Origin of the sequence: Aeromonas mytilicola subsp. aquatica, from assembly GCF_044336385.1 — a bacterium.
In the GTDB taxonomy this organism is placed as follows: domain Bacteria; phylum Pseudomonadota; class Gammaproteobacteria; order Enterobacterales; family Aeromonadaceae; genus Aeromonas; species Aeromonas rivipollensis.
Window position 1 is genome coordinate 1,701,888 of record NZ_CP172298.1, and the last position, 22,885, is coordinate 1,724,772.

General features: G+C 61.7%; 30 protein-coding genes. 2 read left to right on the forward strand and 28 right to left on the reverse strand.

Annotated features, from left to right (window positions below):
• Position 1 precedes the first annotated feature (1 nt).
• The 28 genes from ACFWHB_RS07945 to ACFWHB_RS08080 form a co-directional block, all read right to left on the reverse strand.
• Entirely contained in the window at positions 2 to 2,437 is a 2,436-nt protein-coding gene (locus ACFWHB_RS07945) for a phage tail tape measure protein (RefSeq protein WP_395949871.1), read from the reverse strand.
• Entirely contained in the window at positions 2,434 to 2,565 is a 132-nt protein-coding gene (locus ACFWHB_RS07950) for a GpE family phage tail protein (protein WP_025327470.1), read from the reverse strand. The genes ACFWHB_RS07945 and ACFWHB_RS07950 overlap by 4 nt, the downstream gene beginning before the upstream one ends.
• Before the next feature lie 8 nt (positions 2,566 to 2,573).
• Positions 2,574 to 2,858 (reverse strand): phage tail assembly protein, encoded by a 285-nt coding sequence (locus tag ACFWHB_RS07955; protein ID WP_182787807.1) that lies wholly within the window; start codon positions 2,856 to 2,858, stop codon positions 2,574 to 2,576.
• Between the two features lie 66 nt (positions 2,859 to 2,924).
• Positions 2,925 to 3,443 carry a phage major tail tube protein gene (locus ACFWHB_RS07960; protein WP_395949872.1) on the reverse strand — a complete coding sequence of 173 codons (519 nt, stop codon included), beginning with the start codon at positions 3,441 to 3,443 and terminating at the stop codon, positions 2,925 to 2,927.
• A 9-nt stretch (positions 3,444 to 3,452) separates the two neighbouring features.
• Complete coding sequence (locus tag ACFWHB_RS07965; protein WP_395950185.1) at positions 3,453 to 4,625, reverse strand: phage tail sheath protein; 1,173 nt, start codon at positions 4,623 to 4,625, stop codon at positions 3,453 to 3,455.
• A gap of 212 nt (positions 4,626 to 4,837) precedes the next feature.
• Positions 4,838 to 5,470 carry a tail fiber assembly protein gene (locus ACFWHB_RS07970; RefSeq protein ID WP_395949873.1) on the reverse strand — a complete coding sequence of 211 codons (633 nt, stop codon included), beginning with the start codon at positions 5,468 to 5,470 and terminating at the stop codon, positions 4,838 to 4,840.
• Positions 5,470 to 6,762, reverse strand: a complete 1,293-nt coding sequence (locus ACFWHB_RS07975; RefSeq protein ID WP_395949874.1) for a phage tail protein — start codon at positions 6,760 to 6,762, stop codon at positions 5,470 to 5,472. Before ACFWHB_RS07975 ends, ACFWHB_RS07970 begins: the two co-directional genes overlap by 1 nt.
• A gap of 1 nt (position 6,763) precedes the next feature.
• Complete coding sequence (locus tag ACFWHB_RS07980) at positions 6,764 to 8,179, reverse strand: phage tail protein I (protein ID WP_395949875.1); 1,416 nt, start codon at positions 8,177 to 8,179, stop codon at positions 6,764 to 6,766.
• Positions 8,179 to 8,580, reverse strand: coding sequence for a hypothetical protein (locus ACFWHB_RS07985; protein WP_171280088.1), 402 nt, complete (start codon positions 8,578 to 8,580; stop codon positions 8,179 to 8,181). Before ACFWHB_RS07985 ends, ACFWHB_RS07980 begins: the two co-directional genes overlap by 1 nt.
• A gap of 10 nt (positions 8,581 to 8,590) precedes the next feature.
• Entirely contained in the window at positions 8,591 to 9,463 is an 873-nt protein-coding gene (locus ACFWHB_RS07990; RefSeq protein WP_395950186.1) for a baseplate assembly protein, read from the reverse strand.
• A 5-nt stretch (positions 9,464 to 9,468) separates the two neighbouring features.
• Positions 9,469 to 9,828: a GPW/gp25 family protein gene (locus ACFWHB_RS07995; RefSeq protein ID WP_395949876.1), complete on the reverse strand. Its 360-nt coding sequence runs from the start codon at positions 9,826 to 9,828 to the stop codon at positions 9,469 to 9,471.
• A complete protein-coding gene (locus tag ACFWHB_RS08000) occupies positions 9,825 to 10,397 on the reverse strand; it encodes a phage baseplate assembly protein V (protein ID WP_395949878.1) in 573 nt (190 codons plus the stop codon). The genes ACFWHB_RS07995 and ACFWHB_RS08000 overlap by 4 nt, the downstream gene beginning before the upstream one ends.
• 133 nt (positions 10,398 to 10,530) lie before the next feature.
• Positions 10,531 to 11,070 (reverse strand): hypothetical protein, encoded by a 540-nt coding sequence (locus ACFWHB_RS08005; RefSeq protein ID WP_395949879.1) that lies wholly within the window; start codon positions 11,068 to 11,070, stop codon positions 10,531 to 10,533.
• A gap of 87 nt (positions 11,071 to 11,157) precedes the next feature.
• On the reverse strand, positions 11,158 to 11,793 hold the full coding sequence (locus ACFWHB_RS08010) for a Rha family transcriptional regulator (protein WP_395949880.1): 636 nt from the start codon (positions 11,791 to 11,793) through the stop codon (positions 11,158 to 11,160).
• Positions 11,794 to 12,253: 460 nt separating this feature from the next.
• Positions 12,254 to 13,084 carry a hypothetical protein gene (locus ACFWHB_RS08015; RefSeq protein ID WP_395949881.1) on the reverse strand — a complete coding sequence of 277 codons (831 nt, stop codon included), beginning with the start codon at positions 13,082 to 13,084 and terminating at the stop codon, positions 12,254 to 12,256.
• Between the two features lie 63 nt (positions 13,085 to 13,147).
• Positions 13,148 to 13,600 (reverse strand): phage virion morphogenesis protein, encoded by a 453-nt coding sequence (locus ACFWHB_RS08020; RefSeq protein ID WP_395949882.1) that lies wholly within the window; start codon positions 13,598 to 13,600, stop codon positions 13,148 to 13,150.
• Complete coding sequence (locus tag ACFWHB_RS08025; protein ID WP_268030434.1) at positions 13,582 to 14,052, reverse strand: phage tail protein; 471 nt, start codon at positions 14,050 to 14,052, stop codon at positions 13,582 to 13,584. Before ACFWHB_RS08025 ends, ACFWHB_RS08020 begins: the two co-directional genes overlap by 19 nt.
• Positions 14,027 to 14,269 (reverse strand): Rz1-like lysis system protein LysC, encoded by a 243-nt coding sequence (lysC, locus tag ACFWHB_RS08030; protein ID WP_395949883.1) that lies wholly within the window; start codon positions 14,267 to 14,269, stop codon positions 14,027 to 14,029. Before lysC ends, ACFWHB_RS08025 begins: the two co-directional genes overlap by 26 nt.
• On the reverse strand, positions 14,163 to 14,636 hold the full coding sequence (lysB, locus tag ACFWHB_RS08035; RefSeq protein ID WP_395949884.1) for an Rz-like lysis system protein LysB: 474 nt from the start codon (positions 14,634 to 14,636) through the stop codon (positions 14,163 to 14,165). Before lysB ends, lysC begins: the two co-directional genes overlap by 107 nt.
• On the reverse strand, positions 14,626 to 15,447 hold the full coding sequence (locus ACFWHB_RS08040) for an N-acetylmuramidase domain-containing protein (protein ID WP_395949885.1): 822 nt from the start codon (positions 15,445 to 15,447) through the stop codon (positions 14,626 to 14,628). The genes lysB and ACFWHB_RS08040 overlap by 11 nt, the downstream gene beginning before the upstream one ends.
• On the reverse strand, positions 15,444 to 15,767 hold the full coding sequence (locus tag ACFWHB_RS08045) for a phage holin family protein (protein WP_395949886.1): 324 nt from the start codon (positions 15,765 to 15,767) through the stop codon (positions 15,444 to 15,446). The genes ACFWHB_RS08040 and ACFWHB_RS08045 overlap by 4 nt, the downstream gene beginning before the upstream one ends.
• Entirely contained in the window at positions 15,754 to 16,143 is a 390-nt protein-coding gene (locus tag ACFWHB_RS08050) for a putative holin (protein ID WP_395949887.1), read from the reverse strand. Before ACFWHB_RS08050 ends, ACFWHB_RS08045 begins: the two co-directional genes overlap by 14 nt.
• 9 nt (positions 16,144 to 16,152) lie before the next feature.
• Positions 16,153 to 16,383: a TraR/DksA C4-type zinc finger protein gene (locus tag ACFWHB_RS08055; RefSeq protein ID WP_193758501.1), complete on the reverse strand. Its 231-nt coding sequence runs from the start codon at positions 16,381 to 16,383 to the stop codon at positions 16,153 to 16,155.
• A gap of 2 nt (positions 16,384 to 16,385) precedes the next feature.
• Positions 16,386 to 16,589 carry a tail protein X gene (locus ACFWHB_RS08060; protein ID WP_025327452.1) on the reverse strand — a complete coding sequence of 68 codons (204 nt, stop codon included), beginning with the start codon at positions 16,587 to 16,589 and terminating at the stop codon, positions 16,386 to 16,388.
• A complete protein-coding gene (locus tag ACFWHB_RS08065) occupies positions 16,589 to 17,059 on the reverse strand; it encodes a head completion/stabilization protein (RefSeq protein ID WP_395949888.1) in 471 nt (156 codons plus the stop codon). Before ACFWHB_RS08065 ends, ACFWHB_RS08060 begins: the two co-directional genes overlap by 1 nt.
• Before the next feature lie 97 nt (positions 17,060 to 17,156).
• Positions 17,157 to 17,840 carry a phage terminase small subunit gene (gpM, locus tag ACFWHB_RS08070; protein ID WP_395949889.1) on the reverse strand — a complete coding sequence of 228 codons (684 nt, stop codon included), beginning with the start codon at positions 17,838 to 17,840 and terminating at the stop codon, positions 17,157 to 17,159.
• Positions 17,841 to 17,850: 10 nt separating this feature from the next.
• Positions 17,851 to 18,885 carry a phage major capsid protein, P2 family gene (locus ACFWHB_RS08075; RefSeq protein ID WP_395949890.1) on the reverse strand — a complete coding sequence of 345 codons (1,035 nt, stop codon included), beginning with the start codon at positions 18,883 to 18,885 and terminating at the stop codon, positions 17,851 to 17,853.
• A 12-nt stretch (positions 18,886 to 18,897) separates the two neighbouring features.
• Positions 18,898 to 19,725: a GPO family capsid scaffolding protein gene (locus ACFWHB_RS08080; protein ID WP_395949891.1), complete on the reverse strand. Its 828-nt coding sequence runs from the start codon at positions 19,723 to 19,725 to the stop codon at positions 18,898 to 18,900.
• 149 nt (positions 19,726 to 19,874) lie between these two features.
• On the opposite strand from ACFWHB_RS08080, the gene ACFWHB_RS08085 reads away from it, so the two are divergent.
• Together ACFWHB_RS08085 and ACFWHB_RS08090 are read left to right on the forward strand one after the other, a co-directional pair.
• Positions 19,875 to 21,641 (forward strand): terminase ATPase subunit family protein, encoded by a 1,767-nt coding sequence (locus tag ACFWHB_RS08085; protein ID WP_395949892.1) that lies wholly within the window; start codon positions 19,875 to 19,877, stop codon positions 21,639 to 21,641.
• Positions 21,638 to 22,681: a phage portal protein gene (locus ACFWHB_RS08090; RefSeq protein ID WP_197970311.1), complete on the forward strand. Its 1,044-nt coding sequence runs from the start codon at positions 21,638 to 21,640 to the stop codon at positions 22,679 to 22,681. The genes ACFWHB_RS08085 and ACFWHB_RS08090 overlap by 4 nt, the downstream gene beginning before the upstream one ends.
• Positions 22,682 to 22,885 lie beyond the last annotated feature (204 nt).

A 22,885-nucleotide genomic window follows, 5' to 3' on the forward strand; every position in this document is an offset into this window, starting at 1 on the left:
CTTAATTGCGGTCGGTCAGGGAGGCGCGGCCATTGGCAGCGGCCTGCCGTTCGCGTCTGTCCAGTTCGCGGCGAACCTCTTGCGCCACATCCGCGCCGGATTGCCCGGGTTGCTGGACGATGTGGATCGGTGCGCTAATCTGGGTGGTGGTGTTGCCTCTGGCGACCGGGCGCGGCGGCGTCACGATGCGCGGGCCGTAACCGGATCCCCCGGCCATGGCCGGGGTGTTGTAGTTTCCGGTGAGGTAGCCTGACGGGTTGACGTTGGCCGTGACCGAACCACCCCCTTTCATCCAGTCCGGCAGCAGGTCGGTGAGGGCCTTTATCTTGGCTTTCAGGCTCTCCCACTTCGCAGTGATGCCACCAATCAGGCCGTCGATGATGGCCTTGCCCTTGTTGGCCGCCCCGGCTGGCAGGGTATCGAAGAAGGCCCAAATCTCGCCCCAGTGCATGATGAGCAGGCCGATAGGCGTCCATGAGAAGAGCTCTTTCAGGAGCTCCCAGAAGGCGAACGCAGGGGCTTGGCACTGCGCCCACAATCCGCTGAACCATGCGGCGACGCCGTCCCAGTTTTTGTAGAGCAGGTAGGCCCCGGCGGCGATGGCCACAATACCCATGATGAACCAGCCTATGGGGTTGGTGAGCATGGCAATGCCGAGTCTGACCATGCCCATGGTCAGCGCCTTGATGAAGGTCAGCAGGGGGCTCCCATAGACCAGCAGCATCGACATCCCCATCTTGATAGCCGCCAGCGGCCCCAGCAGGCCAGCCACGACCAACAGCAGTGAACCGCCGGCGGCAGCGGCCACGGCGGTGACCGCCGCGATACGTGTCAGGGTGGAGGTCAACTCAGGGTTGGCCCGCATCCAGTCTCCTGTGACCTGGATAATCTCGGTGACGCGCTGGATGATCCCGCGCATCGGACCGTTCTCGGTCTCCATCATCTGGATGCCTACGTCGTCCCACGCGGAGGTGAGGTTATCCAGGTCACCAATGGCGTTATCTGCCATGACCTTGGCGACCTTGCCGGCTTCCCCCTGGGTTTGCTTCAAGGTGGCGATGAGCTCCTGCAGCTTGCCGGATCCCGCCTGTTCGGTCAGTACGGCCAGGGCGGCGAAGGCTTCCTCACCGGCGATGGCCTTGAAGTAGCCCGAGCGGGTGGTATCCCCCATCTTGCTGGTCTTCTTGTAGAGCTCATCCAGAATATCGGGCAGGGCGCGCAGGTTACCCGCCGCATCGGCGGTCTTCACGTTTAGGGCGGCCAGCGCGTCGTGTGCGGCCTTGGGAGGCGCCGCCAGGCGGCCGAGAATGGCCCGCATGGCGGTACCGCCCATGCTGCCCTGGATGCCAGCATCCCCCAGCTTGCCCGCCATGGCGGAGGCGGTTTCAAGATCGACGCCGAGGCCGGCCGCCACCGGGCCCACGTACTTCATGGTTTCACCCAGCATCTGCAAGTCGACGTTGGCACGGGTAAAGGTGCCGACCATTACATCCCCGAGCCGGTTCATCTGGTTTGCTGGCAGCTTGAAGCCGGTCAGGATGTTGGATCCGATATCCGCTGCGGCGGCAATCTCGACACCGCCCGCCTTGGCGATGTCGAGCACCCCAGGCATGGCGTCACGGATCGCCTTGGGGGTAAAGCCAGCCATGGCGAGGAAGCCCTGGCCCTGCGCCGCTTCGCCCGCCGTGAAGGCGGTATTGGCGCCGAGCTCCCGCGCCTGAGCCCGCAGAGCAGCCAGTTCGCTGCTGCCTTTGTCCAGCCGGGTGATTGCCTGCACCTTGGACATATCGACATCAAAGCCCATGGCCTTGCTGGCGATGTTGGTGCCCTTGTAGATAGCCGCGGCACCGGTTGCCATGCCTGCGGCGCCATAGCCCGCCATGGTGCCGCGCATGGACATGGTCTTGTCATAGTTCGCCTTAACCTGGTTGAGGCGCTTTTGCTGGTCGGCCAGTTGCCCCAGCTTGGCGCGCTGCTGGTCGAGCTGGGTATTGGCGGAAGCCAGATCGGTCTTGAGGCGGCGCTGGTGTTCGCCGAGCTGCTTGGTGTTGATGCCTGCCTCGCCCATGGCCCGTTTCAGGCTGCCGTGACGGGCGACCATTTCCCGCTCTTGTTGGGAGAGGTCGCGCACTTTCTGCTTGGCCTGCTCCATGGCGCGGGTCATGGCCTTGGTCGGTTGCTCGACCTTGGCAAACTGCTGGGCCATCTGCTGGGCATCGCGCTGGGCTGCTGTGAGTTGGGCACGGGTGGCACCAATCTGCTGGCCGAGGGTGCGATAGCCGTCAATCTGGCCGCTCTGGGTTTCCAGCTCCTTGATGCGTTTTTTCGTGTCGACCAGGTCTTTGGCGGTGATGCGGCTCTGGCCGCTGACTGCTTTGAGGGGGGCGGTCAGTTTGTCGACCGCCCCGATCAGGATTTGAAGTTTGAGAGGGTTCATTGTTCTTCTGCCCCGTTGATGCGGTTGTGAATCTCAACGAGGCGTTGGTGCCAGCCCATCAGCTCGCTGATGTCCATGGCCGCCATCTCGGACGGCGGCCAGTGGGCGATGATGGCGATCTCTGCCATCAGGTCATCTATGCAGTGAGGTAGGCCTCCTGCTGCGAGCCCATCAAAAAACCGACCACCACGACCCCGGCTTTGAGCAGGTCAGCCGGGTCCATGTCGTTCACCTCTTTTTCGGTCAGGTCAGTGATGCGGGGCAGCAGTTTGATGAGGGTATCCACGTTCATCTGGACGATGTCCATGGTGTTGAGCCCGCGCAGATGGCCTGCCTTTTTGGGGCTGCGGATGGTCAGGCTATTGAGAGTGTTCTCGCCGCGCTGGATCGGGGTGTCCAGGGTGATTTCTTTCTGTTCCATGGTGCTTGTTCCTGTTGTTGATGTGGTGAGGGCGGCAGTGTGCCGCCCGTTGGGTTGTGGGGTGGGTTAGAGGCCGATGGCTTTGCGGTGTTCGGCCATACGGTCGACGCCATCGGGGCCGATCTCGATCATGTTGAGCAGGTCAATCTCGTGCATCACCTGGCCGTTGATGGTCTCTTTGTAGTAGGTGTTGACCATGCCGACCTTGGCCTGGGTGTTGTCGCCCGCCTTGAGGGTGCCGCGGTCGAGTTCTTTTAAGCGGCCACGACAGACGATCTCGACGGCAACCACTTCTCCGGTGTCGTCACGCTGGAGTGAACCTGCAAAGCGCATGCTGGTGCCATCGGCCTTGGGCTCACCCATACAACGCAGCAGGGGTTCGCCGTAGCCACCGAAAGTGAACGAGACATCGAGTGCGCTGTCATCGAGCCCCATGTCGATATTGACGGCGCCGCCCATGCCGCCGCCGCGATAGGGCTCGAACTTGCGGGAGAGTTTGGCCGGGGTGAAATCTTCCGCTTCACCCACCCAGCTCTCACCGTTGAGAAAGACGTTCAGTCGTTTGAGTTTGCGTGGCAGTGCCATGGTGGCTCCTTATGCTGCGGCCGCGACGCGGGCGCCGAAGTCGATGAGGTAGGTGTCGGTGATGCGCTGGATGAAGCCGAGGTCTTCGAGCGGCGGCACCGGGGTGTAGTTGTAATCGATGCGCAGCTTGCCGGCCTTGAGGGTGTCTTTGTCGTTGAGTTCCTCGTTGTACCAGCAGTCAAAGCCGAGCAGGTAACCGCCCGCCACCAGTTCGCGACCCTTGGCCTTGATGCCCTCGATGATGTCTTTCACCAGGGTGGGGGTGAGCGGCTTGTCGTTGGCCCACATGTGCGCCTCGGCCATGGTGTCGGCCAGGATCTGGGCGGTGCGGGTGTAGTTCTCGAACTGGAACAGGGGATCATCGGAACAGGTCCGGTTGCCCCAGTAGCGGAAGCCGTCCGCCCGGATGAGGGCGGTGATCTCGTTGGCGTTGAGCAGGCCGACTTCGGTGTCGGGGTCTTGCAGATCCCAGAACAGGGCCTTGGTCATGCCGTCGACCCCGGTCACGCCGACGTTCGACAGGGTCTTGTGCCAGCCGATTTCCTTGTCGATGAATGCCCGCATGGCGGCCGCCTTGAGGCAGGCATCCAGTTTGATACTGGCATTGGCGGTGGTGTCCCAGGCTGTCCAGTCGCCGTGGATTGGCATCAGCTCGCGGCTGGAGAAATTCTCGCGGTAGGCGAGCGCCGCCTCGACGGTGTCGGCAATGGTCGGCACATAGGCGAAGGCGCGCAGCTTCTTGGCCGCACCCGCCAGGGCGGTGGCGATGGGCAGGGTGCAGTTGTCCGGCACGCAGAGGATGCGGGGCTTGACGCCGGTGGCCGGGGCGGCCCGCTCCAGCGCCTTGAGGCCGGTATAGCTGCCATCCGGCAGTATGGTGCCGATGATGTTGCTGGTCAGCTCTGCCGCGTCGGCGCCATCGGCCACGCGCACGGCGATGACGATGGTGTTGACGGTGCCATAGATGGTTTGCAGCGAGCGCTTGAGGTTGCCGGTGCTGCCCGCCTTGGCGATGGCCGCCGGCAGGTTGGCAATCAGCACGGGTTTGTTGAGGGGGAAGTAAGCGGCATCCGCATCGCTGCCGGTGCAGATGATGCCGATCACCGCCGTGGCGACGGTGCGGATGGTGCGCGTGCCCTCGTTGACTTCCACGACGCGCACGCCGTGGTGAAATTGGTCCAGTGCCATAGGTTCTCCTGTTGTCCGGACGGAGCATTCTGTGCGTAGGTAATGCATGTGATGCGAGCAGGGTCAGGATGCAGGGGCAGGGGATGACAGGCGAGCGGCGGCCAGTGTGTGAGGGCCGTACACACTGGCGAGACGGTGACAAGGTGACGGACGACGGCAGTCACGAAGCACCCCGCACAGGGCGGGGTGGTGGTCGGACTCAAGGGTTATTCGGTGGCGGGATCGCCCGGGCTCGGTGGCCAGGTGATGGTATGGGGATAGCCCGCCTGCTGGTCGACCTTGGAAAGAGCGACGCGGTAAGCCTTCCAGGCGATGAGTTTCACCTGGTCATCGGCTGACGGTTCGCTGATGACATCGGGATCCAGTGCGTCGGTGAGCACGGCGATCTCCTGACTGGCTTCGCTCATCAAGGCCTGACGTTGCTGCTGCGCTTGCTGTGCCAGCACAGCATCTTCCTGCTCCAGGTCTTTCACCCAACGCAGCAGGTCCACATCCCACACGTCGAATGGGGATGACGGAGGGGTGAGCGTGAGGGCCAGCGGCAGTTCTCCGAGCTCCTTGATAACGACAGATTGGCGTGTGTGCTTGTCGTAAGCCGTCTGACCGCGATAATCATCGACGGACGTCCAGCCTGACTGGCTACGAACAATGGCTTTCCCTGGTTCTGCTTCAGCAGGTTCATCCAGATAGGCACCAGCAGGGAGACCCGTTCCCACGGATACCCAGACTTGCTGCTGCGACAGGTATTCACCAGTAATCGGATTGGCGGCAAATACCGCGGCCCAACCGGAAGATGAAGCAAACCCATCTTCTCCCCATACGACGAGCGGTTCGTTCATTATGCTGCCCTCACGATGTAGTTGAACGCGATGTTTCTTGGACGAACCCGGAAGCGAGCCCCCTGCGTAGAGCCAAAACTGCTCATGTTCGCCATAGGATAAGCCCCTGTGGCTGCGATGGAGTCTTGTGAGTCATAGTCGGCAGTGGCGTAGTTGGTGCCCCCAGCGGAGATAGTTGAGATAGGCCGTGTTACCAATCTAAACGCCCCGGAAGTTTCATTTATCCCGTATGACTCGACCCCTGTTGCCAGTTGTTTACTCAACATGGCGCGCCCCTGATCAATGCCGCGTCCCGCATCCCAACCCCGAATAAACTCCGCCCGCATATCCGGCAGTACCAGCGCCGGGTATGCGAGCGCCAGCTTGGGGTAAGTCGTCGCACTGAACGACTGACCTGTCATCATCAGATAGCCGTCAGGTGGTGTTTCAAGCGGCCACGGGATCGGGGCGCCCGCCGGATAGCCATTCGCCGCGATGTCTTTGTTCAGCGCGGCCATCAACTTTTTGGCCGTCACAAACTTGCTGTCATCGATCCCCGCGTCTACCTCGGCCTGGGTGGCGATCTGTGCCTTACCCTTGCCCCCTTCGGTAGCTGAGGGGAGAACAACTGCCCCGGTCATACCATCGACCGACTGCACCGAGTCGGTGGGGGTGAGCAGCTCTTGCCAGTTGGCCAGGGTCGAGGCGCCCGCCACCCGCAGGATGAAGCTCTTGTTCAGGTCGGTGCGCACCGCGACATCGCCGGTTTCAGCGGTCAGGGCCAGCATGGCGGCCTGGGTGCCGACGACAAAGGTGTCGGTGATGGCGGTGGCCGGGATCTGGGCGACGGGCACCTTGCCGCCACTGTCCAGGGTGGCGACCCCGTTGGCGGCCCCCTTCTGGCTGCTGGGCACGGCATCGGTGATGCCATATCCCGACAGGGTGGTGGGGTTGCTGCCGGCAGTGACGTTGCCCTTGGCATCGACGGTGACGGAGCGATAGGTCCCTGCCACCACCCCCGAGTTTTTATAGGTGGCGGTGATGGAGATGTTGCCGCTGCCATCGAACGAGGCCTGGCCGGTCACATCCCCGGCCACGGTGATGGTACGCGCCGTGGTGAGCTTGTTGGCCTTGCCCGCAGCGGTGGTGCCACCTTCCAGGTCATCCATGTGCTTTTTCAGGTAGGCGGTGCGGTTCGCCAGCGCCTGGGCCTGCTTGTTGGAGGTACCCCCCGGGCCGCCGAGCACCGGGTCGCTGGTTTCGAGCTGATAGACGCCTGCGTCCCAGCTCACCACCTCTTGTAAATTCGCCATATCAGGAGGCTCCGTGGTTGTAGTTGCCGTTGTAGGTTGCGGCGCCGTTGTAGGTGATGGGCGCCTGGGTGTAATCGAGGGCCGCCAGATGGCAGCGGGCCGGGGCCATCTCTGCCAGCAGGCGCCGGATGCGGTTCGCCTGCACGGTGGTGACCGGGCGGGCGAGGATGACGCGATAGACGGCCCACTGGGACGGATCCCCGTGGGGTTCGTTGCCGTTGTAAGCGAGGGTGCCGTCATAGCGGCGGCCCGTGGCGCGTTCGATGATGGTGCTGTCGCCAAACCCCAGCACGGCCAGCGCCTCCTTGATGGCCCAGGGGGTGCCTTTGCGCTGATGCAGGCGGAACGAGGCGCTGATGAGGGCTCGCTGCTGGTCTTCTGACTCGGCCAGCTCCCACCAATCCACCGACCTGGCCCAGGCGAGCCAGGGCAACAGCGGGGCCGGGCAGGTGTCAGCAAAGCGGGTGGTGGTGATCACCACCGGCGTCACTGTGCTGGCCAGGGTGGCAGCAGCGAGGTGCTCCAGCCGGGTGGCAGAGGGCGGCAGCAGATCCCGGGTGGTCGGCAATGGCAGGGGCAGGCGATGCACCTTGGCCGCGCCGAAGGTGCAGCCATCAAAGCCCCGTGTGGTCAGGCGGGTGGTGCTGGCAACCGGCGAGAGTGCCGAAGGCAGCAGCGGGGCCGGGACCAGTGCGGCGGTGATGGCGGGCAGACCGGGGAGCGGTACCGCCGGGGCCAGCGGATAGAGGATCCGCGCGTACTTGGCGACGGGGCTCCCCACTGCGCCAGTGAAGGGGGTCGCGGCCTGCGCCAGCCGGGCATTGAGCCGGTGGGCGCCGCTCTGGCCGTCAGACAGGGCGCCGACAATCTGGCGCACTCGTGCCCGGTGGCTGCCCAGGGCGCCAAGATCGAAGCCGGCAGGAGCGAGGCGCTGCCCAATGGTCGGTGCCTCGATGGCATCAGGCTGCACGCCGCCTGCCCCGAGTCGGGCCCTGACCGTGGCCACTCCCAGTGCGCCCGCACTGAACCCCACCAAGGTGATCTGGGTGGACATCTCGGGGGCTCCCATGGCGAGCAGATCCCCCATGCTCCCCACGCTGGTGCGGGCTGTGGTGTCCGGGGCGCCATTGGCGCCAACCTCGATGGCGCTGGGCGCGGTGCGGTGGGTCAGCTTGCCCGTGCCTGCTGCGAACTGACTGATCCCGGCGGGTCTGGCGCGCTGTAATGCCGCCATGCTGCCGATTTGCCCTGCTGCTATCCCGCCCGTTGACAGGCCGATACTGACCCCGGCAATGGCGACCGGCGCGGGGTCATCGTCACCCGGCAGGGTGCCCCGGTAGATCGCCGCCCCGTCGAATGACAGGGTGCCGTCGTGATCGGTCAGTGACCCGCGCCAGACGGGATAGAGGGTTGCCATCAGAGTTTGAAGATCTTATTGGCGCCGGGGTCCCAGGCGATGATGATGTCGCCGCCGTTGGTGCTGACCGGCAGGCCCGCCGCCGTGTCGAACAGGGCGATCAGCGGGCTGGTCGCGGCGCTGCCGGTGTCTTTGTAGATGGCGCAATACTTCACCGCCGCCGTGGGCACGGCGCTGAAGGTGACGTCGGCGGCGTCCAGCACCCCGCCGGTGACTGTCTTGCTGGTCAGGGTCTGAGGGGTGCCGACTACGTGGGACGAGAGCGTGCTGAAAAACTCGTCGCTGCCCAGGGTAGGGGCGTAGGTGTCTTTGATCAGCGCGCACTTGAGGGTGTCGGCACTGGCGTTGATGGCGCCGGTGAGAAACTTCTCGCGGCCTTTGTCATAGAGGGCGTTTGCCATGGTCTGGTCCTTAATCGAGGTGGAGGGTGGTGAGTTTGGCGGCCTGCTGCGCCGTGCAGGTGACATCTGCCAGCGGTGCGCGCAGGGTGACGCTGTCTATCCCCGGCTGGTGCAGGGCGGCATAGATGGCCGAGAGCGGGACAGTGGCCCCGACCCGGTAATAAGCGGCAGCGGTCTGGTTCATGGCAGCGGTGGCCGCTGCAATGGCCTGCTCTTTGCCAAGGCCGGTGGCGTTGAGGGTGGCATCGACGGCATAGGGCTTGATCTGGGCGGGCTCGACGGCCACCAGATCGCACAGGGGGCGCACATCATCGGCCGAGAGCGCCTGGCTGACCCGATTGAGGGTGTCGGCACTGGGTTGGCCGGCAGGGGAGAGCAGGGTCACCCGCACGGTACCCGGCGAGGGGCTGTCGACGGCCACATCCGCCACCTCGGCACTGGCCGACAGGGCGTGAAACTTGTAAGCATTGACCGGCCCGGCGGTGGTCCGCCCCTCAAAGGCCATCTGGCCGCGCAGGCGCAGACGGTCATCCGACTCATAGACAGGCTCGACAGGCGGATTGGCCGCCGGATCCCCCGGGGTGACCAGCAGGCGGGCGATGTTGTATTCACCAACCACGTGGTCGAGGGTGGTACCGCTGGCAAAGGCGAGCAGCGTTTGCTTGGCGGCATCGTTGATGCGGGCCCGCAGTACCACCTCCCGATAGGCGTTCTCTTGCAGCAGCTTGTTGAGCGGCTCGGATTCGAGCTCCAGCGTGGCGGCGATGGCGGCTTGCTGGTCTGCCGGGTAGTAGCTCACCAGGGTGGCCTTGCGCTCGGCCAGGATGGTCTCAAAGTCGAGGGGATCCACCACCGAGGGGGGCGGGAGCTGGGTCAAATCCACATTGCTCAATTGGCGGCTCCTGTGGGAATGGCGATAGAAGCAGACTCCGGCGCGCCGCCGTCCTTGCGCTGCCAGGTGAATTCGACGGTGAGGGCGCCATCCATGCCGCCGCCCAGCACATCGACCCGGGTGATGGTGATGCGGGGTTCCCAGTTGATAAGGGCCTGCACGGTGGCGGCCATCAGGCGCAGGCGGGTGGCCTGATGCTGGGGCTGGTCGATGAGGTAAAAAAGCTCGCTGCCGTAGTCGCGGCGCATGACCCGGGAACCCACCGGGGTGATCAGGATGTCGCGCACCGACTGGATAATGTGGTCGGTGGCGCTGATGGCGCGCCCGCTCGCAGCGTTCATGCCGAGCCAGTTCATTGCGGGCCCCCGGAGGTGCCGCTGCCGGTGCTGACGTTGCCGTGCTTGTGGGTGGTCACCTCGATGCCGCCAATCTTGGCGGTGGGGGCGGTTATCTTGCCGCCCGCCTCGATGGTCGAACCGACCTTGAGCGCCTGGGTGCATTCCACCAGGGGGGTAATGAGTTTGACGGTGACGGAGGCCGAGAGGGTGGCGCTCTTGATGCTGCTGGCGTTGAGCGCGCCGGTGGCCGGGTTATATTCGATGACGGCGCCATCGCTGTATTCGGTGCGGTCGAGATCCGGGTTGTCATCGTCTGCCAAGGGTTCTGGGAAGGCTGCGCAATTGATGGGGCCGACGATGTAGGCATTGCGCAGATCGCCGCTGACCGACAGCAACAGCACTTGCTCGCCGATGGAGAGGCGATGGCGGGTACGATTCTTCCCGGCCCGCGCAGTTGCGTAGGGCCGCCAGTTGGTGATGAGGTCGCCGGTCTTGACGCGACATTCCCCTGATCGCACGGCGGTGACGGTGCCGATTCGGATCAGGTTGTCGATCAGGCGTTGGAGTTCAGTCGGGGTCGGTTGCATGGGGCCATTGTTTTGGGCAATGGCCGGGAAGGCGATGAGGAGCTAGTGTGCAGCAGCTTTACACAATGGCGGGATGATTATATTTATCTGGCGTGGTGGAGTTATTTTAATGTCTAGCTTATGAACTGAGCCCTCATGAAATAATTGATTTCATGTAGTCCCCAATAGCTTTGTAAAATATGTCTACTTGTTTTTTTCGTTGTGATTTATATTTTTCGCACTCTTCAAATGTGGGCATTTTTCTATCAAAGAAAACAATTCGCCTAAATTCACTAAGTGCTTCATTGTGCACGATCAATGCTTCTTCGGCTGCCAGGATTGAGAGGATTTTTATTTTTGATGCAGCTTTATTCCTTGATGAGAGAACGTCTCTGAGTTCTTTCTGAGTGCTTTGGAATCGGTCTAATTGTGCTTTGGTTAGTGGTTCTCCTACGTTTTTAGCCGTATGTTGTGCGCCACGGACATTATTGGATAGCATAGTGCAAAAATAAAAATACTCTTCAGCATGCACAGAGATTTCCTCGAGCATGCTTATCTTTTTATTGACGATGCTTTTGTGTACATCCTTACTATGGTTCAGGGCAGAGACTTTATATGTAGCAATGCCACTGATAAGAGCGCCCAAGCCAATTTTAACTGCGGAATCAACTACATCAATCCATTGTGCTGGCATTTTAGAAAGCCTATTGAATAAATGAATAGTGTAATAATACCTGTCGTTAAATAAATGGTCACGCACCGCGATGCGTGACCGATCACATTACCAACCAATCGCTTTGGGTTCGCGGCGCAGGTGGGGGATCAGCTTGGGCCAGTCGCTGTCGCCGTGGGTGTTGGGTTGGATATGCCGGGTGCGGTCGGCCAGGATCTTGCGGGCCTGGTTCAGGGTGTAAGGGTACTCGTGGATGATGGAGTAGTAGCGGCCGGCGTCGCGGTGTTCGGCGACCTCGAGCAGGGGGTAGATGCTGCGGGCGGCCTCCATCATCCGGTCGGCAGCGCGCCAGCACCAGGTGAGGGTGCAGAGTTCGTCATCGGTCAGGTTGATCGCTGGTTGCGGGCACTGGGCGGCAAGTTGTTCGGCCATCCAGTTGAAGGCGTTGATATAGGCCTCTTTGGTCGCTGCTGCCTTGGCACCGGTGAAGCCCATCACCACAAAGATAAAGCCGTCTTTGGTCATCTCATACGCTGGTCGAGCCTCGCCTTTCCCGTCCTGATAGGTAACGAGCGCAAAATTGCGCTCGTTGAAATTATTGGAACAGTCGAGGGTGGCGATCTTGCGCAATACGTCTTTGTGCTGCTTGCCAAACACTTCGGCCACTTTCAGGGAGGTGGTGACAGGTTGGCCTTGGTGCAGGCTGATAATCTCGGCAGGGGTAAGGCTGGTGATGTTGCCCATGGTGTGACTCCTCGGATGCGATGCTGGTTAATCGCCACCAATGAGGTCTCAATCTCGACTGGTGACGAGCTGAACAGGGTTGAGACTACCGGGCATCCAAGGAAACCGGCCAGCCGTGAGGCTGCCCTGCCCAGCCCGTCATAACTGAAATTGCGGGTACTACTGGGCCGCACAAAAAAACACGCATGGCGCGTGTTGTGCGCTTGGAATGCTACGGGGTCTCAATCCCGGCAACGGATTTTGCCGTTGCCTGCGCAGTATCGCGCAACCAACCGCAACCAATCAACCACCAATCGACACAAACCCGCCCGACCGCACACAACACCAGCTGCAGGGTAGCGATTTCGGTCAGGGCAGGGGATGTCTGTTTCGGGCGAGGGCAAACACTAGGCGGTGAGCTGGATAAGGTTGGTATACCGGCGCTCAGCAGGGCCCTTATCCAGCCCACTGGATGGGCAAATCATTGTTTACTGGATGTTTGTTCTTTCGTAGTTGTGCGTATCTTCATGGCAGGCACTGAGCTGCTTTCTATCTGTTCATGACGTAAATAGAAGGTCCCCTCCTCCGGCGCCCAAAATGCACATTTTATTGAATTGCAGGAGACTTCTATTGCTTTTATTCCATTAGGGTATTTTGAAGATGTAATCTCTAATGCTTTAACATACTCTCCATTTATTAATTCATCCTTTTGTTTCTTGGCAAGACTGGACCCATCATCAGACACATAGTAAATCAAGCCAATGAATAGTATGCAGAGTCCCATTGTCATGATGAATTTAATATATGTATTGAATGCTATGTCTGTTAGTTCACTAAATGGTTTTGACTCATCTTCGTCAGGGCATCTTGATGTGACTGTTTTGAACAACCAAGTTCCCCCTATTCTCTCATCTACTGCTTTACTGAGCTTCTTGGCGCGTTCTTTGAGTGATTTCAACGACTTATATGTAAGATTGCAAATGGATAGGCCGCAAATGAATATAAAAAAAGCAGGCACGGATAATAATAGTGCTTTAAATAATGAAACAGCTAACCCCATTGAGCCAATCAGTAATGATTCTTCGTGGAGTTGTGGGAATTGATTACTATCAACACCAAACGAAGCAAGATAGCCATTATGTCGGCCCATACCAAAAATATAAAGAGTCGCAATGATGGCTAGCGGAAGAATGGCAAAAAAAATGCCCTCTAAAAATTTATTCTTTTCGCCTTTTGATGGGGGCGTTTCATGTGACGAGAGTTTGGTTTTTCGAAGCTGGATCCTATTTCTCAACTCGGTGCTCTGATTCATTTTAACCTCTCAAGTGTATGTCTCAGGAAGATGGTATGAGCTGCGTCTTCGTTCGGCAACACGCTAATTTGTGAAATGGATCAGCAACAGTTCCTCCAACTGCTTCACCTCCTGAGTAGTGATGCCCAGCAGCTCCCGCGCCGGATAGTGGATCTCGCGGCCCTTGATGCGGTCTTTGAGGCCGTATTGGTGGATGGTGGCGAGCCGGTTGGCGGTGCCGACAAACTCGACCACGGCCTGCTGTTCACTGGCGCGGGCCTTGAGCCAGGTGGGGTTGCTTATCTTGAAGAACATCTTGCGGCGAAGGCGCCCCCGGCCCTTCTTCAGTTTGGGCTGTGGCTTGCGCGGGGCCATGGGGCTGCCATCGGGCTGGCGGTTGGCGCGGATCCGCTGGGCCTGGCTGGCGCGCAAGGTGCGGGCCATCTCGCCCGCCAACTGACGGCGGGCGGCGGGTTCCATGCTGGCAAGCAGGCCATCGGCCCAATGGGTCAGGCGGTTCAGGTCGTCGGCGGCCATGGCTGAGGCTCCCCGTTGATGAAGAGTTCCCAGGTGATGCCGTCATAGGGGTCTTCCGGTGGCTCCGGCAGGTGCTCCCAACCAATTCCCTGTTCGTTCTGCCAGACCCTGACCCGCTCGGTCAGCTTGACGGTGATGATGAGGTCCATCAGGTCATTGGCGAGGTATTCCGCCTCGAAGGTGATGCCCTCCTTGCGCTGCTCGTCGTTGGTCATCAGCTCGGGCTGGTGTTGGCGCAGCCAGGCCAGCAGCGGCACCATGACCTGATCCGGGTGGCCGGCAAAGTCCTCGATGCCGATGGTGAGGGGGTATTGCCACTCGAACGAGAGGGAGCGGGCACCAGTGCTTTCGACGTTGCCCGGGGCGATGAAGATGTGCAGCTTGTCCGGGTTGGTCTTGAGGTGGGGCACACAGCGGGTCAGTACCTCACGGATCTGTTTTGGCTTTTCCATATTCCCTCCCGTTCTGGTGCCGTTGCTGGCAGGCGATTAAGCTGTCGACCTGGGCGGCGCAGGTGGCCCAGGCGGCCTCGGTCTGGGTCAGCTGATCCATGAGGTCGCCGTTATTGACCGGGCCGGCCGGTGGCAGCCGGCAAGGGGTCAGGCCTTGACAGGAAAGCCTGATAGTCTGCGGCGCCGGTGATGGCGGGGCGCTGGAGCAGCCTGACAACAGGATCAGGCAGAGGGCGATCAGCCCACTCCTTGAGTTCAGCATTTTCACGTTTGAGCCTCTTGATGGTGTCGGCCCGGGTGGCGGCCGTGATGGTCAGATCGCCAAGCTGGCGTTGCAGCGTGGCGGCGGCGGTTGCCTGGGCGTCCAGCTCGCCGGTGAGGGTATCGATGACCCCGTCTTTGGTCTTCTCCCGCCGCTCGGCCTCGACGGCCTTGTCGTTGGCCGCCTTGAGGTCGCTTTGCAGGGTATCGACTTTGCCCTCAGCCTTGGCGGCGGAGCGGGCCGACCAGCCCCAGCCGGCCAGGGCGATGGCCAGCGCCAGCAGCAACCAGGTGAGGAGGGAGCGCAGCAGGCTACGCCACATCCGCCACCTCCTTCACCGGGTAGACCTTGGCAAAGTGGCTGTATGCCTTGGCCAGCTTGGTATCGTAGTCATTGTCCTTAAACGCCGGGCCGTTGTAGCGGCGGGCGAAGTCGGCCCATTTACGGCCCTGCAGCGCCTTGTGCATGGCCTGGTCTTGCTGGATGAAGTGGCACAGGGCGGTGAGGTGGTCGACTTCGCTGCGCTGCATGGCGGCCTGCCAGCCGCTGGCCGAGGCAAAGCCCAGCGCCTGCCAGTGAAAGCCCATGATCTGGAACATCCCCCAACTTGCCGACTCGATGGCGGCCTCCCGGTGCAGGCTGATGGCGAGTTGCAGCCGCTCCCACTCGGCCGCCCCGCCCGCGTAACCACCGCGCTTGGGGTTGACCAGGTTGGGGTAACGGGCGGCCATCTGGTCGGCGGTGGCCTTGCCCAAGTGCTGGGTGAGCTGCTTGTAGAATACGTGCCGCTCAAACAACACCACGGGGCGCATGTCAGTGGTGAACCCCTCGCCGATGCTCTCGACCTGGGCGACGGTGGCCATGGTGGCCAGCGGCAGGCCCAGCAGGTCAGCGCCAGCCTGCATGTCGCCGATGCGCAACTGGTTGCCCCGCTCGCTGCCGAGCAGGGCGGCCAGGGTGCGGGGGCCAGCCTGACCGATGGCGGTGATCATGTAGTCCCGCTGAAAGGCGAGCAGGGCGCGCTCTGTGGCATCGCCAAACCAGCCATCCGGATCGAGCGGATAACCGGCTTTGGTCAGGCGACGCTGCAAATCGGCGACGGCGGCGCCGGTATCCCCTTTTTTCAGGCTCATGGTTGCCTCCTCTCGGTTGTGCGGTAGTGCTTTTTGCTGCGCAGCAGGTGGTAGATAGAGCCGCCGTCACTCCACACCGCGCACAGCAGGAAGGCGGTGATGATGACGGAGGCGAGGTCGGGGACGAGGATGGTGCCGAACAAGAAGCGGATCGGCACCGATGCCGTGGCGACACAGATCACCCAAGACAGCCAGGCAGGAAGCGCCTGATAGCGTCCATCCCGGCTGTCAAAGAACATGACACGCAGGCAGATGGCGGTGCACATCAGGGCATAGATCGCGGTGTAGATCATGGCGTAGGTGGGGTTAGTGGGGGTCATCGTTGCCCCCTTTGCCAATGCGACTGAACAGGGTTTCGAGCTGGCCGGGGATCGCGTTCATCGCAACTTTCAGTATCTTCACCGCCAGGGCTGCGGCCACGATGGCACCGACCCCCTTGTTGATCTCGATACCTACCGGCAGCAGCTTGGTCAGCATCTGGACGGTGAAATCTGCGGCGAGCAGCCCGCAGATGAACGAGGTGATAAACAGAAGGATGACTCGTCCGGCAATCTTCTCTTCGCTGGTGAGCCCAAAGAGCAGTGCACCGGCGAATGAGCCAAGCAGGATGATGGGATCGAGCCAAGGCGCGGTGGAGGCCAGCGCAAGGGCGAGCGCTACGCCATTGGCGGTACTGGCTGAAATGGGTTCTGGCATCGTGCTCTCCTATCGTTTACTGCCGTAGTGGCGAGCGGTTTGAAATTCGTGGATGGTCTGGCACTCGGCGCAGCGTTCGCAGCCCCGGATCGCTTCACGGCGCGCCTGCGGGATGGTGTTTTCGCAGTCGATGCAGTAGTGCGGGCCGGTGCCACTGATGCGGGCGGCGTGGATGCGGGCAGCGAGTTGCTGCTCGCTGATGTCGGCCAGTCGTTCGAGTTCGTCGTCGAGGCGGCTCATGGTCAGTCCCATAGCTGGATCAGCGGCTGCTCGGCCTGGGTGGGGGCCGCTGGCATTGTGATGAGGGTTCCGGTCGGGAGGATGGGGCCGAGCGCGGCCAAACCGGGGTTGAGTGCGAGCACCTGCTCGGTGATGCCTGCGGTGTAGCCGTAGTGCCGGAACAGGATGAGATCGAGGGTGTCACCCTGTTGGCTGCGCAGCTCCATCAGATGAGCTCCACCGTGTTGTGGGTGGTGCCGAGGATGTCGCGAATGGCAAAGCGGGCGTCGCGGTAGAGGTCGTCAGAGCTGATGATTTTGGCATCGGCCCCTTTGACGCCATCACCGGTGGCGCTGTAGTCGGTATATCGCTCCAGCAGGTTGGCGCGGGTCATGGCATAGACGGCGCGCCGATAGCTGTGCAGGTGCGCCGATTCGCCATTGATGACCTCGCCCGATACGGCGGCCAGGGTAGCGACCCCTTCTGCCTCACGGGCGCGGCGCCAGTCAGCCAGATCCCGGTTGACGCTGGTGATGGCGTCGATCACGGCATGCTTGAGGCGGGCCGTGGTGACGGTGCCATCGAGCCGGACGGTTTCACGCAGGTCAGGCAGCGAGATCGCCGGCCAGAAGGGGCTGGAAGCTATCTCCCCTTCGGCTGGCGACGTGGGGGCATTGGCAATGAATCCGTTACTCATGGTGCTCCTATTCCGCTTGTTGGGCGGTGGTCGGGCCGTCTGGTATGCGCAACGCATTCGTCAGACCCGAGCCGCCCAGGGTGCGGGGTTCGCTCGGTTAGCTGCCGCCGCCAGTGGCGTCGGGCTGCTTTTCTTTTTTCAGTTCACGCTCGAGCACTTCGAGCTCTTTCTTGATGCCCACCTTGTCGTGCAATTCGAGGGCGCGGCGGTAGTGCTGGGCGGCCTCTTCCTTGAACCCTTCGGCCAGTGCGGCGCGGCCCACGGCCTTGTGCAGCTTGGCGCGTACCTGGTCGAAGATGTCGCAGTGGGTCAGCAGCTCGAGGTAAGCGCACAGCAGGCCATAACTGGGGCCCGCGCCTGCCTCTTGCAGCTTGATGCCGGTGTCGGCGACCTCTTCGGCGATCAGGGTGGCGGCGGTGCGCTCGTAGCGATCGGGGGTGCTGAGGCCGTGGCGGATCACGTAGTCGGCCATGTTGAAGGCCCCTTCCAGATCGCCGGTGTCGAGGGTCCAGAGCATGATGGTGACGAGGACGTCATCCTGGCCACCGCGATCAGCGGCCAGCAGGCCATCAATCCACGGCTTGTAGACCGGCAGCATGGTGCGCTTGGCGTCGATCTTGCGCTCGATGCTCTGGATGCCCTTGAGGGTGCGGCGGTGTTCGGTCAGCTGCATCAGCTGGAGCTCGTAGGCGTTGGCACGGGCCTGGTCGAATTGGGGATTGGCCGCCCCTTGCAGGGCGGCCAGTTTGCGTTCGCGGTTGCGCAGGGCAGGGCTTGCCATGTCTTCCCCCTTACCCAGCCGGAGCCGGTTCAACGAGCTCGATGTGCTCGGCCAGTGCGGCGCCTTCGTAGTCTTCGACCACATAAGCCTCGTTGACCGATTCGTAGTTCTCGATCTGGTCGCGCTTGGCGTTGTCGAGGATGGTGCGGCGGCGGGTGCCCTCCTGCCAGTAGATGGAGAGGTTATCCAGCCGGGTGACCAGGATGGCGTTGTCCGGGAAGCTGGGGACGCGCACGGCAGGCAGGCCGCCCATTCGCTTCTGGCTGATGATGACGTCCGCCGCCATCTTTTCAGTCGGCACATGGTCTTTGTTGACCATGGGGAAATACTTGTCGTGCAGCAGTTTGCGACCGACGATGGCCACCAGTTCGGTGTCATCACGGTAGGTGGGGCCCAGCAGCTCGGTCAGATCCATCACCAGGGCGTCGAGGTTGTTGTAACCATCGTCCAGGGTGATGCCAGAGCCGACCTTGATGACGCCAGACCCTGCTTTCACCTCATCCAGCACGTTCCCCGGCTTGTCTTCACGGATCTTCTGCAGCCAGCCCTTGTTGACGTCTTGCAGCAGGGGGTTGTTCACCCTGTTGGATTTGGCGGCACGGGTGACGCCGTTGAACCCGATCATGATGCGGTCGAGCGCCTGACGTTGCAGGATGGCGTCGCGGATACGGGTCTGGAAGTCCTTGAACTTGGCCCAGGCGTCGATCTTGGCGTAGCGCAAGGCTGTGTCGAAGTTGGTCTGCTCGCAGCGGTAGCGGTTGCCAGTCAGATCGGTCGGGTCTACCGCCTGGCGATCTTCCTTGGTGGTGTCGGTAGTACCGGCGATGGTGTTGTTGATACCCAGCCCCAGTTTCTCGCCCTCCTGCTCCGGCACGCCGACCACGTTGATCATGGTCAGGAAGGCGCTGGATTCCTGGATACGGGTTTCCAGAGTCTGTTCTACCGACGGGGTGACGGTAAATTTCTCGCCGGCGCTTTCAACATTGTTCAGCTCACAGATTTTCTGGGTGAACTGTTTGAACTTCACTCGGGTGTCATTGCGCATTGATGGTGCTCCTTAGCAGTCGGTGGATACGGTGGTGGTGCCATCGCCACCGGTGGCGGGCGGGCGTTGCTGGTTGAACGCTTCCTGGCCCTCCAGCTTGGCGGTGAGGTCGGCCAGCGCCTTGGCGGTGGCGTCCTGCTTGTTGGTCAGCTCGGTGATGGTCTGGGCCTGCTCGGTGAACTTCTTCTGCTGGTCGGCATCGAGGGTGGTGACCTCTTTCGCGACGGTCTCGACGGCCTGGTGCACATCGCTGAAATCGGCGGTGGATTGCTTCTTGTGGCTGGAGAACAGCGCGGCGATGCGCTCGGCCAGAGAGGGGCCTTTCTCCTGTTCACTTTCGAATTCGATGACGGTTTCCAGCGCTTCGGTGAACAGGCACTCCTTGTGCTGCTTGCGGGAGGCCAACGGCGATTTGTCGCCTGCACCTGCGCAGAACTGGAGCATGTCGGTCCCTAGGCTGGCGGGGGAGTCGGTGATCGCCAGCCCCATCAGGTAGGCGCCCTTTTCGTTCAGGTTGGGGTGGATCTCGACCGAGGTGAACACCTTCTGGCGCTTCTTGTTCAGCTCGACCAGCTCCGGGGTCGGGTCAATCTGCACGAACAGGGCCAGGCGCTGCTCGCCTTCGATGGTGACCTCTTCTGTCTTGGCGGCGGTGATGTCGCCGTACATCTTGAACAGGCCGTTGGGGTCAATTCCCCGGATGTGCTCCATATTGACCCGGGCGCCGTAGGTGGACTGGTTGTAGCGCTGGGCCATCTGCTCAAGCCATTCGCGGGTGATGGCGCGGCCATCGGTTGTGCCCCCTTCTACGGCAACACGGAAAAATTTGGACTTTGCCATGGGCTGGGATCCCTTTGGTGATTGGGTGGTGATGTCGCGGCTATGGTCTGGGTGAGCGGCGGGATCGTGCAATCGGCGGCCAGTGTGTGCGGCGCTGGCACATTGGCGCGGGGGCGTTTGGAGCAGTAGCGGCTGGGTAGACTGGCGCCATGACAGCACCCTTACTCTTCCCCCATATCGAACCCCGCAGGCAGGCCATGCACCTGTACTTTCAGGGGTACAAGATCCGAGCCATTGCGGAGCTGCTGGCGACCCCGGAGGGGACGGTCGGCACCTGGAAATCCCGCGACGGCTGGGATGACATCAAACCCATTGACCGGGTCGACTTCGCCATCGAGGCACGGATGTGCCAGCTGATCGCCAAGGAGGTGAAAACCGGTGGTGATTTCAAGGAGATTGACCTGCTGGGCAGGCAGTTGGAGCGGATCGCCCGGGTCAATAAGTACAGCAACGGCGGCAACGAGGCCGACCTCAACCCCAAGGTGGCGAACCGCAACAAGGGGCCGAAGAAGGCCCCCGAGCGCAATGTGGTGGAGCCCGAGCAGCAAGAGCGGTTAATCGAGCGGTTCGAGTCGACCATGTTCGGTTACCAGCGCACCTGGTACGAAGCTGGCAAGCTGCACCGGATCCGCGACCTGCTCAAGTCGCGCCAGATTGGGGCAACCTATTTCTTTGCCTTCGAGGCGTTCATCGACTCCCTGGTCACTGGGCGCAACCAGATTTTCCTGTCGGCCAGCAAGGCTCAGGCCCATGTGTTCAAGCAGTACATCATTCAGTTTGCCAAGGATGAGGGGGTTGAGCTGAAAGGCGACCCCATGGTGCTGCCGAACGGGGCGCACCTCTATTTTCTCGGTACCAACGCCCGCACCGCCCAGAGCTACCACGGCAACATCTACATGGACGAATACTTCTGGATCCATGGCTTTCTTGAGTTCCGCAAAGTGGCCTCCGGCATGGCGATGCACAAGAAGTGGCGACAGACCTACATTTCCACCCCGTCCAGCCTCTCCCATCCCGCCTATGCGTTCTGGTCCGGCGCCAATTTCAACCGGGGCAAACCCAAGGCCGACCGGGTCGAGATAGATCTTAGCCACGCCAATCTGTCTGGCGGCAAGCTCTGCGCCGATGGCCAATGGCGGCAGATTGTCACTGTCGAGGATGCGGTGCTCGGCGGCTGCGACCTGTTCGACCTAGATCAGCTGCGCGGCGAGTACTCCGAGGAGGAATACCGCAACCTGCTGATGTGCGAGTTCATGGATGACACCTCGAGCGTGTTCCCGCTCGCCACCCTGCAGCGCTGCATGGTCGACAGTTGGGAGTTGTGGGACGACTACAAGCCCTTTGCCCTGCGCCCGCTCGGCAACCGGTCGGTGTGGATCGGCTATGACCCGGCCAAGGGCGGACAGGGGGATAGCGCGGGCTGCGCCGTGCTGGCCCCACCGGCGGTACCGGGCGGCAAGTTCCGGGTGCTGGAGCGCCACCGCTGGAGCGGGATGGACTTCGACGCTCAGGCGCGGGCCATCAAGGCCATGTGCGAGCGCTACAACGTGGGGTACATCGGTATCGACACGACCGGGATCGGGGAGGGGGTTTACCAGTTGGTGAAGCAGTTCTACCCGGCGGTGACCCCCATCCAGTACAACCCGAGCGTGAAAATCCAGATGGTGATGAAGGCTCAGGATGTGATGAACAAGGGGAGGCTGGAGTTTGACAGCGGCTGGACCGATCTGGCAGCCGCCTTTATGAGCATCCGCCGCGCCGTGACCGCGGGCGGCAAGATGCCCACCTTCGAGGCCAGCCGATCAGAGGAGACCAGCCACGCCGACATTGCCTGGGCCACGATGCAGGCTCTGTTACATGAACCGCTGGCAGGTGCCACCGGTGCCAATACCAGCATGATGGAGATTTTCGCATGAGAAAGCGCCGCCCACAGCGCCATACCTCGCCGATGACGGCGACCCAGAAACCCGGCGAGGCCATCGAGGCGTTCAGCTTTGGCGAGCCGGTGCCCGTCTTATCGCAACGGGAAGTGTTCGACTACCTGGAGGCCATGCACAACGGTCGCTGGTACGAGCCGCCCCTATCCCTCAATGGGCTGTCCCGGGTCTATCGGGCCGGGGTGCATCACGCCTCCGCCATCCAGGTGAAACGCAACATCCTGCGCTCCTGCTTCATCCCGCACCCGAAATTGAGCCTGGCCGCCTTCACCGGCTTGGTGCTGGACTACCTCATCTTCGGCAACGGCTACCTGCAGGCGGTGCAGAACCGGCTTGGCGGGGTGCTGCGCTATGACCACCTGCGCGCCAAGTACACCCGGCGCGCGCTGGATCTGAACCAGTATTGGTGGATTGCCCAACCCGGCCAGGAGCAGGCACTGCCCGCAGGCCGGGTGGGCCATGTGATGGAGGCAGACATCAACCAGGAGATCTACGGCATCCCCGACTATGTGGGTGGGCTCAACTCTACCTTGCTCAACGAGTCGGCCACCCTGTTCCGCCGCCGCTACTACGAGAACGGCAGTCACGCCGGCTTCATCATGCACATCACCGACGCGGTGCAGAACGAGGGAGACATCGCCAAGCTCAAAGAAGCCCTGCGCCAGAGCAAGGGTCCCGGCAACTTCCGCAACCTGCTGCTCTACACCCCGGGCGGCAACAAGGATGGGGTGAAGCTGATCCCGGTGGCCGAGGTGGCAGCCAAGGACGACTTCCTTTCCATCAAGAACGTGAGCCGGGATGACCAGCTGGCCAGCCACCGGGTGCCGCCCCAGTTGATGGGGGTCATGCCCAACAGCACCGGCGGTTTTGGCGATGTGACCAAGGCCGCCCAGGTGTTCGACATTAACGAGATAGACAGCATCAAGGCCAGCCTGCTGGCGCTCAATGACTGGGCGGGGGAGGAGATCATCAGGTTCAATCCCTACCGACTGTCAGATCTGACAGGGCAGGCGGCATAGGCGAGGCTAGAGTTACACCGAGCGCCTGGAGTTTGTGTGCGCCTTATGGCTTAAGAAAAGCCCCCTCATTGAGGGGGCTTTGTTTTGTCTCTCATCTGACGGTCTGAGCACTTCGCTACTGCATCGCCCCGCTTACTGTGCCGACATATCCCCTGATCCTCGAGCATCGTCCCAGAGCGGCAGGCGCCGCCTGCCGACCCCTGC

Coding starts and splice junctions, on each gene's coding strand:
- ACFWHB_RS07975 (WP_395949874.1), bottom strand. CDS start 6,762: ATGGCGAATTTACAAGAGGTGGTGAGCTGGGACGCAGGCGTCTATCAG.
- ACFWHB_RS07995 (WP_395949876.1), bottom strand. CDS start 9,828: ATGAACTGGCTCGGCATGAACGCTGCGAGCGGGCGCGCCATCAGCGCC.
- lysB (WP_395949884.1), bottom strand. CDS start 14,636: ATGTGGCGTAGCCTGCTGCGCTCCCTCCTCACCTGGTTGCTGCTGGCG.
- ACFWHB_RS08080 (WP_395949891.1), bottom strand. CDS start 19,725: ATGGCAAAGTCCAAATTTTTCCGTGTTGCCGTAGAAGGGGGCACAACC.
- ACFWHB_RS08075 (WP_395949890.1), bottom strand. CDS start 18,885: ATGCGCAATGACACCCGAGTGAAGTTCAAACAGTTCACCCAGAAAATC.
- gpM (WP_395949889.1), bottom strand. CDS start 17,840: ATGGCAAGCCCTGCCCTGCGCAACCGCGAACGCAAACTGGCCGCCCTG.
- ACFWHB_RS08050 (WP_395949887.1), bottom strand. CDS start 16,143: ATGCCAGAACCCATTTCAGCCAGTACCGCCAATGGCGTAGCGCTCGCC.
- ACFWHB_RS08085 (WP_395949892.1), top strand. CDS start 19,875: ATGACAGCACCCTTACTCTTCCCCCATATCGAACCCCGCAGGCAGGCC.
- ACFWHB_RS07985 (WP_171280088.1), bottom strand. CDS start 8,580: ATGGCAAACGCCCTCTATGACAAAGGCCGCGAGAAGTTTCTCACCGGC.
- ACFWHB_RS08040 (WP_395949885.1), bottom strand. CDS start 15,447: ATGAGCCTGAAAAAAGGGGATACCGGCGCCGCCGTCGCCGATTTGCAG.
- ACFWHB_RS07955 (WP_182787807.1), bottom strand. CDS start 2,858: ATGGAACAGAAAGAAATCACCCTGGACACCCCGATCCAGCGCGGCGAG.
- ACFWHB_RS08055 (WP_193758501.1), bottom strand. CDS start 16,383: ATGAGCCGCCTCGACGACGAACTCGAACGACTGGCCGACATCAGCGAG.
- ACFWHB_RS07945 (WP_395949871.1), bottom strand. CDS start 2,437: ATGAACCCTCTCAAACTTCAAATCCTGATCGGGGCGGTCGACAAACTG.
- ACFWHB_RS07960 (WP_395949872.1), bottom strand. CDS start 3,443: ATGGCACTGCCACGCAAACTCAAACGACTGAACGTCTTTCTCAACGGT.
- ACFWHB_RS07980 (WP_395949875.1), bottom strand. CDS start 8,179: ATGGCAACCCTCTATCCCGTCTGGCGCGGGTCACTGACCGATCACGAC.
- ACFWHB_RS08020 (WP_395949882.1), bottom strand. CDS start 13,600: ATGGCCGCCGACGACCTGAACCGCCTGACCCATTGGGCCGATGGCCTG.
- ACFWHB_RS08045 (WP_395949886.1), bottom strand. CDS start 15,767: ATGACCCCCACTAACCCCACCTACGCCATGATCTACACCGCGATCTAT.
- ACFWHB_RS08010 (WP_395949880.1), bottom strand. CDS start 11,793: ATGGGCAACATCACCAGCCTTACCCCTGCCGAGATTATCAGCCTGCAC.
- ACFWHB_RS08015 (WP_395949881.1), bottom strand. CDS start 13,084: ATGAATCAGAGCACCGAGTTGAGAAATAGGATCCAGCTTCGAAAAACC.
- ACFWHB_RS08000 (WP_395949878.1), bottom strand. CDS start 10,397: ATGCAACCGACCCCGACTGAACTCCAACGCCTGATCGACAACCTGATC.
- ACFWHB_RS08025 (WP_268030434.1), bottom strand. CDS start 14,052: ATGGAAAAGCCAAAACAGATCCGTGAGGTACTGACCCGCTGTGTGCCC.
- ACFWHB_RS07970 (WP_395949873.1), bottom strand. CDS start 5,470: ATGAACGAACCGCTCGTCGTATGGGGAGAAGATGGGTTTGCTTCATCT.
- ACFWHB_RS08090 (WP_197970311.1), top strand. CDS start 21,638: ATGAGAAAGCGCCGCCCACAGCGCCATACCTCGCCGATGACGGCGACC.
- ACFWHB_RS08060 (WP_025327452.1), bottom strand. CDS start 16,589: ATGGAGCTGCGCAGCCAACAGGGTGACACCCTCGATCTCATCCTGTTC.
- ACFWHB_RS08065 (WP_395949888.1), bottom strand. CDS start 17,059: ATGAGTAACGGATTCATTGCCAATGCCCCCACGTCGCCAGCCGAAGGG.
- ACFWHB_RS08005 (WP_395949879.1), bottom strand. CDS start 11,070: ATGCCAGCACAATGGATTGATGTAGTTGATTCCGCAGTTAAAATTGGC.
- ACFWHB_RS07950 (WP_025327470.1), bottom strand. CDS start 2,565: ATGGCAGAGATCGCCATCATCGCCCACTGGCCGCCGTCCGAGATGGCG.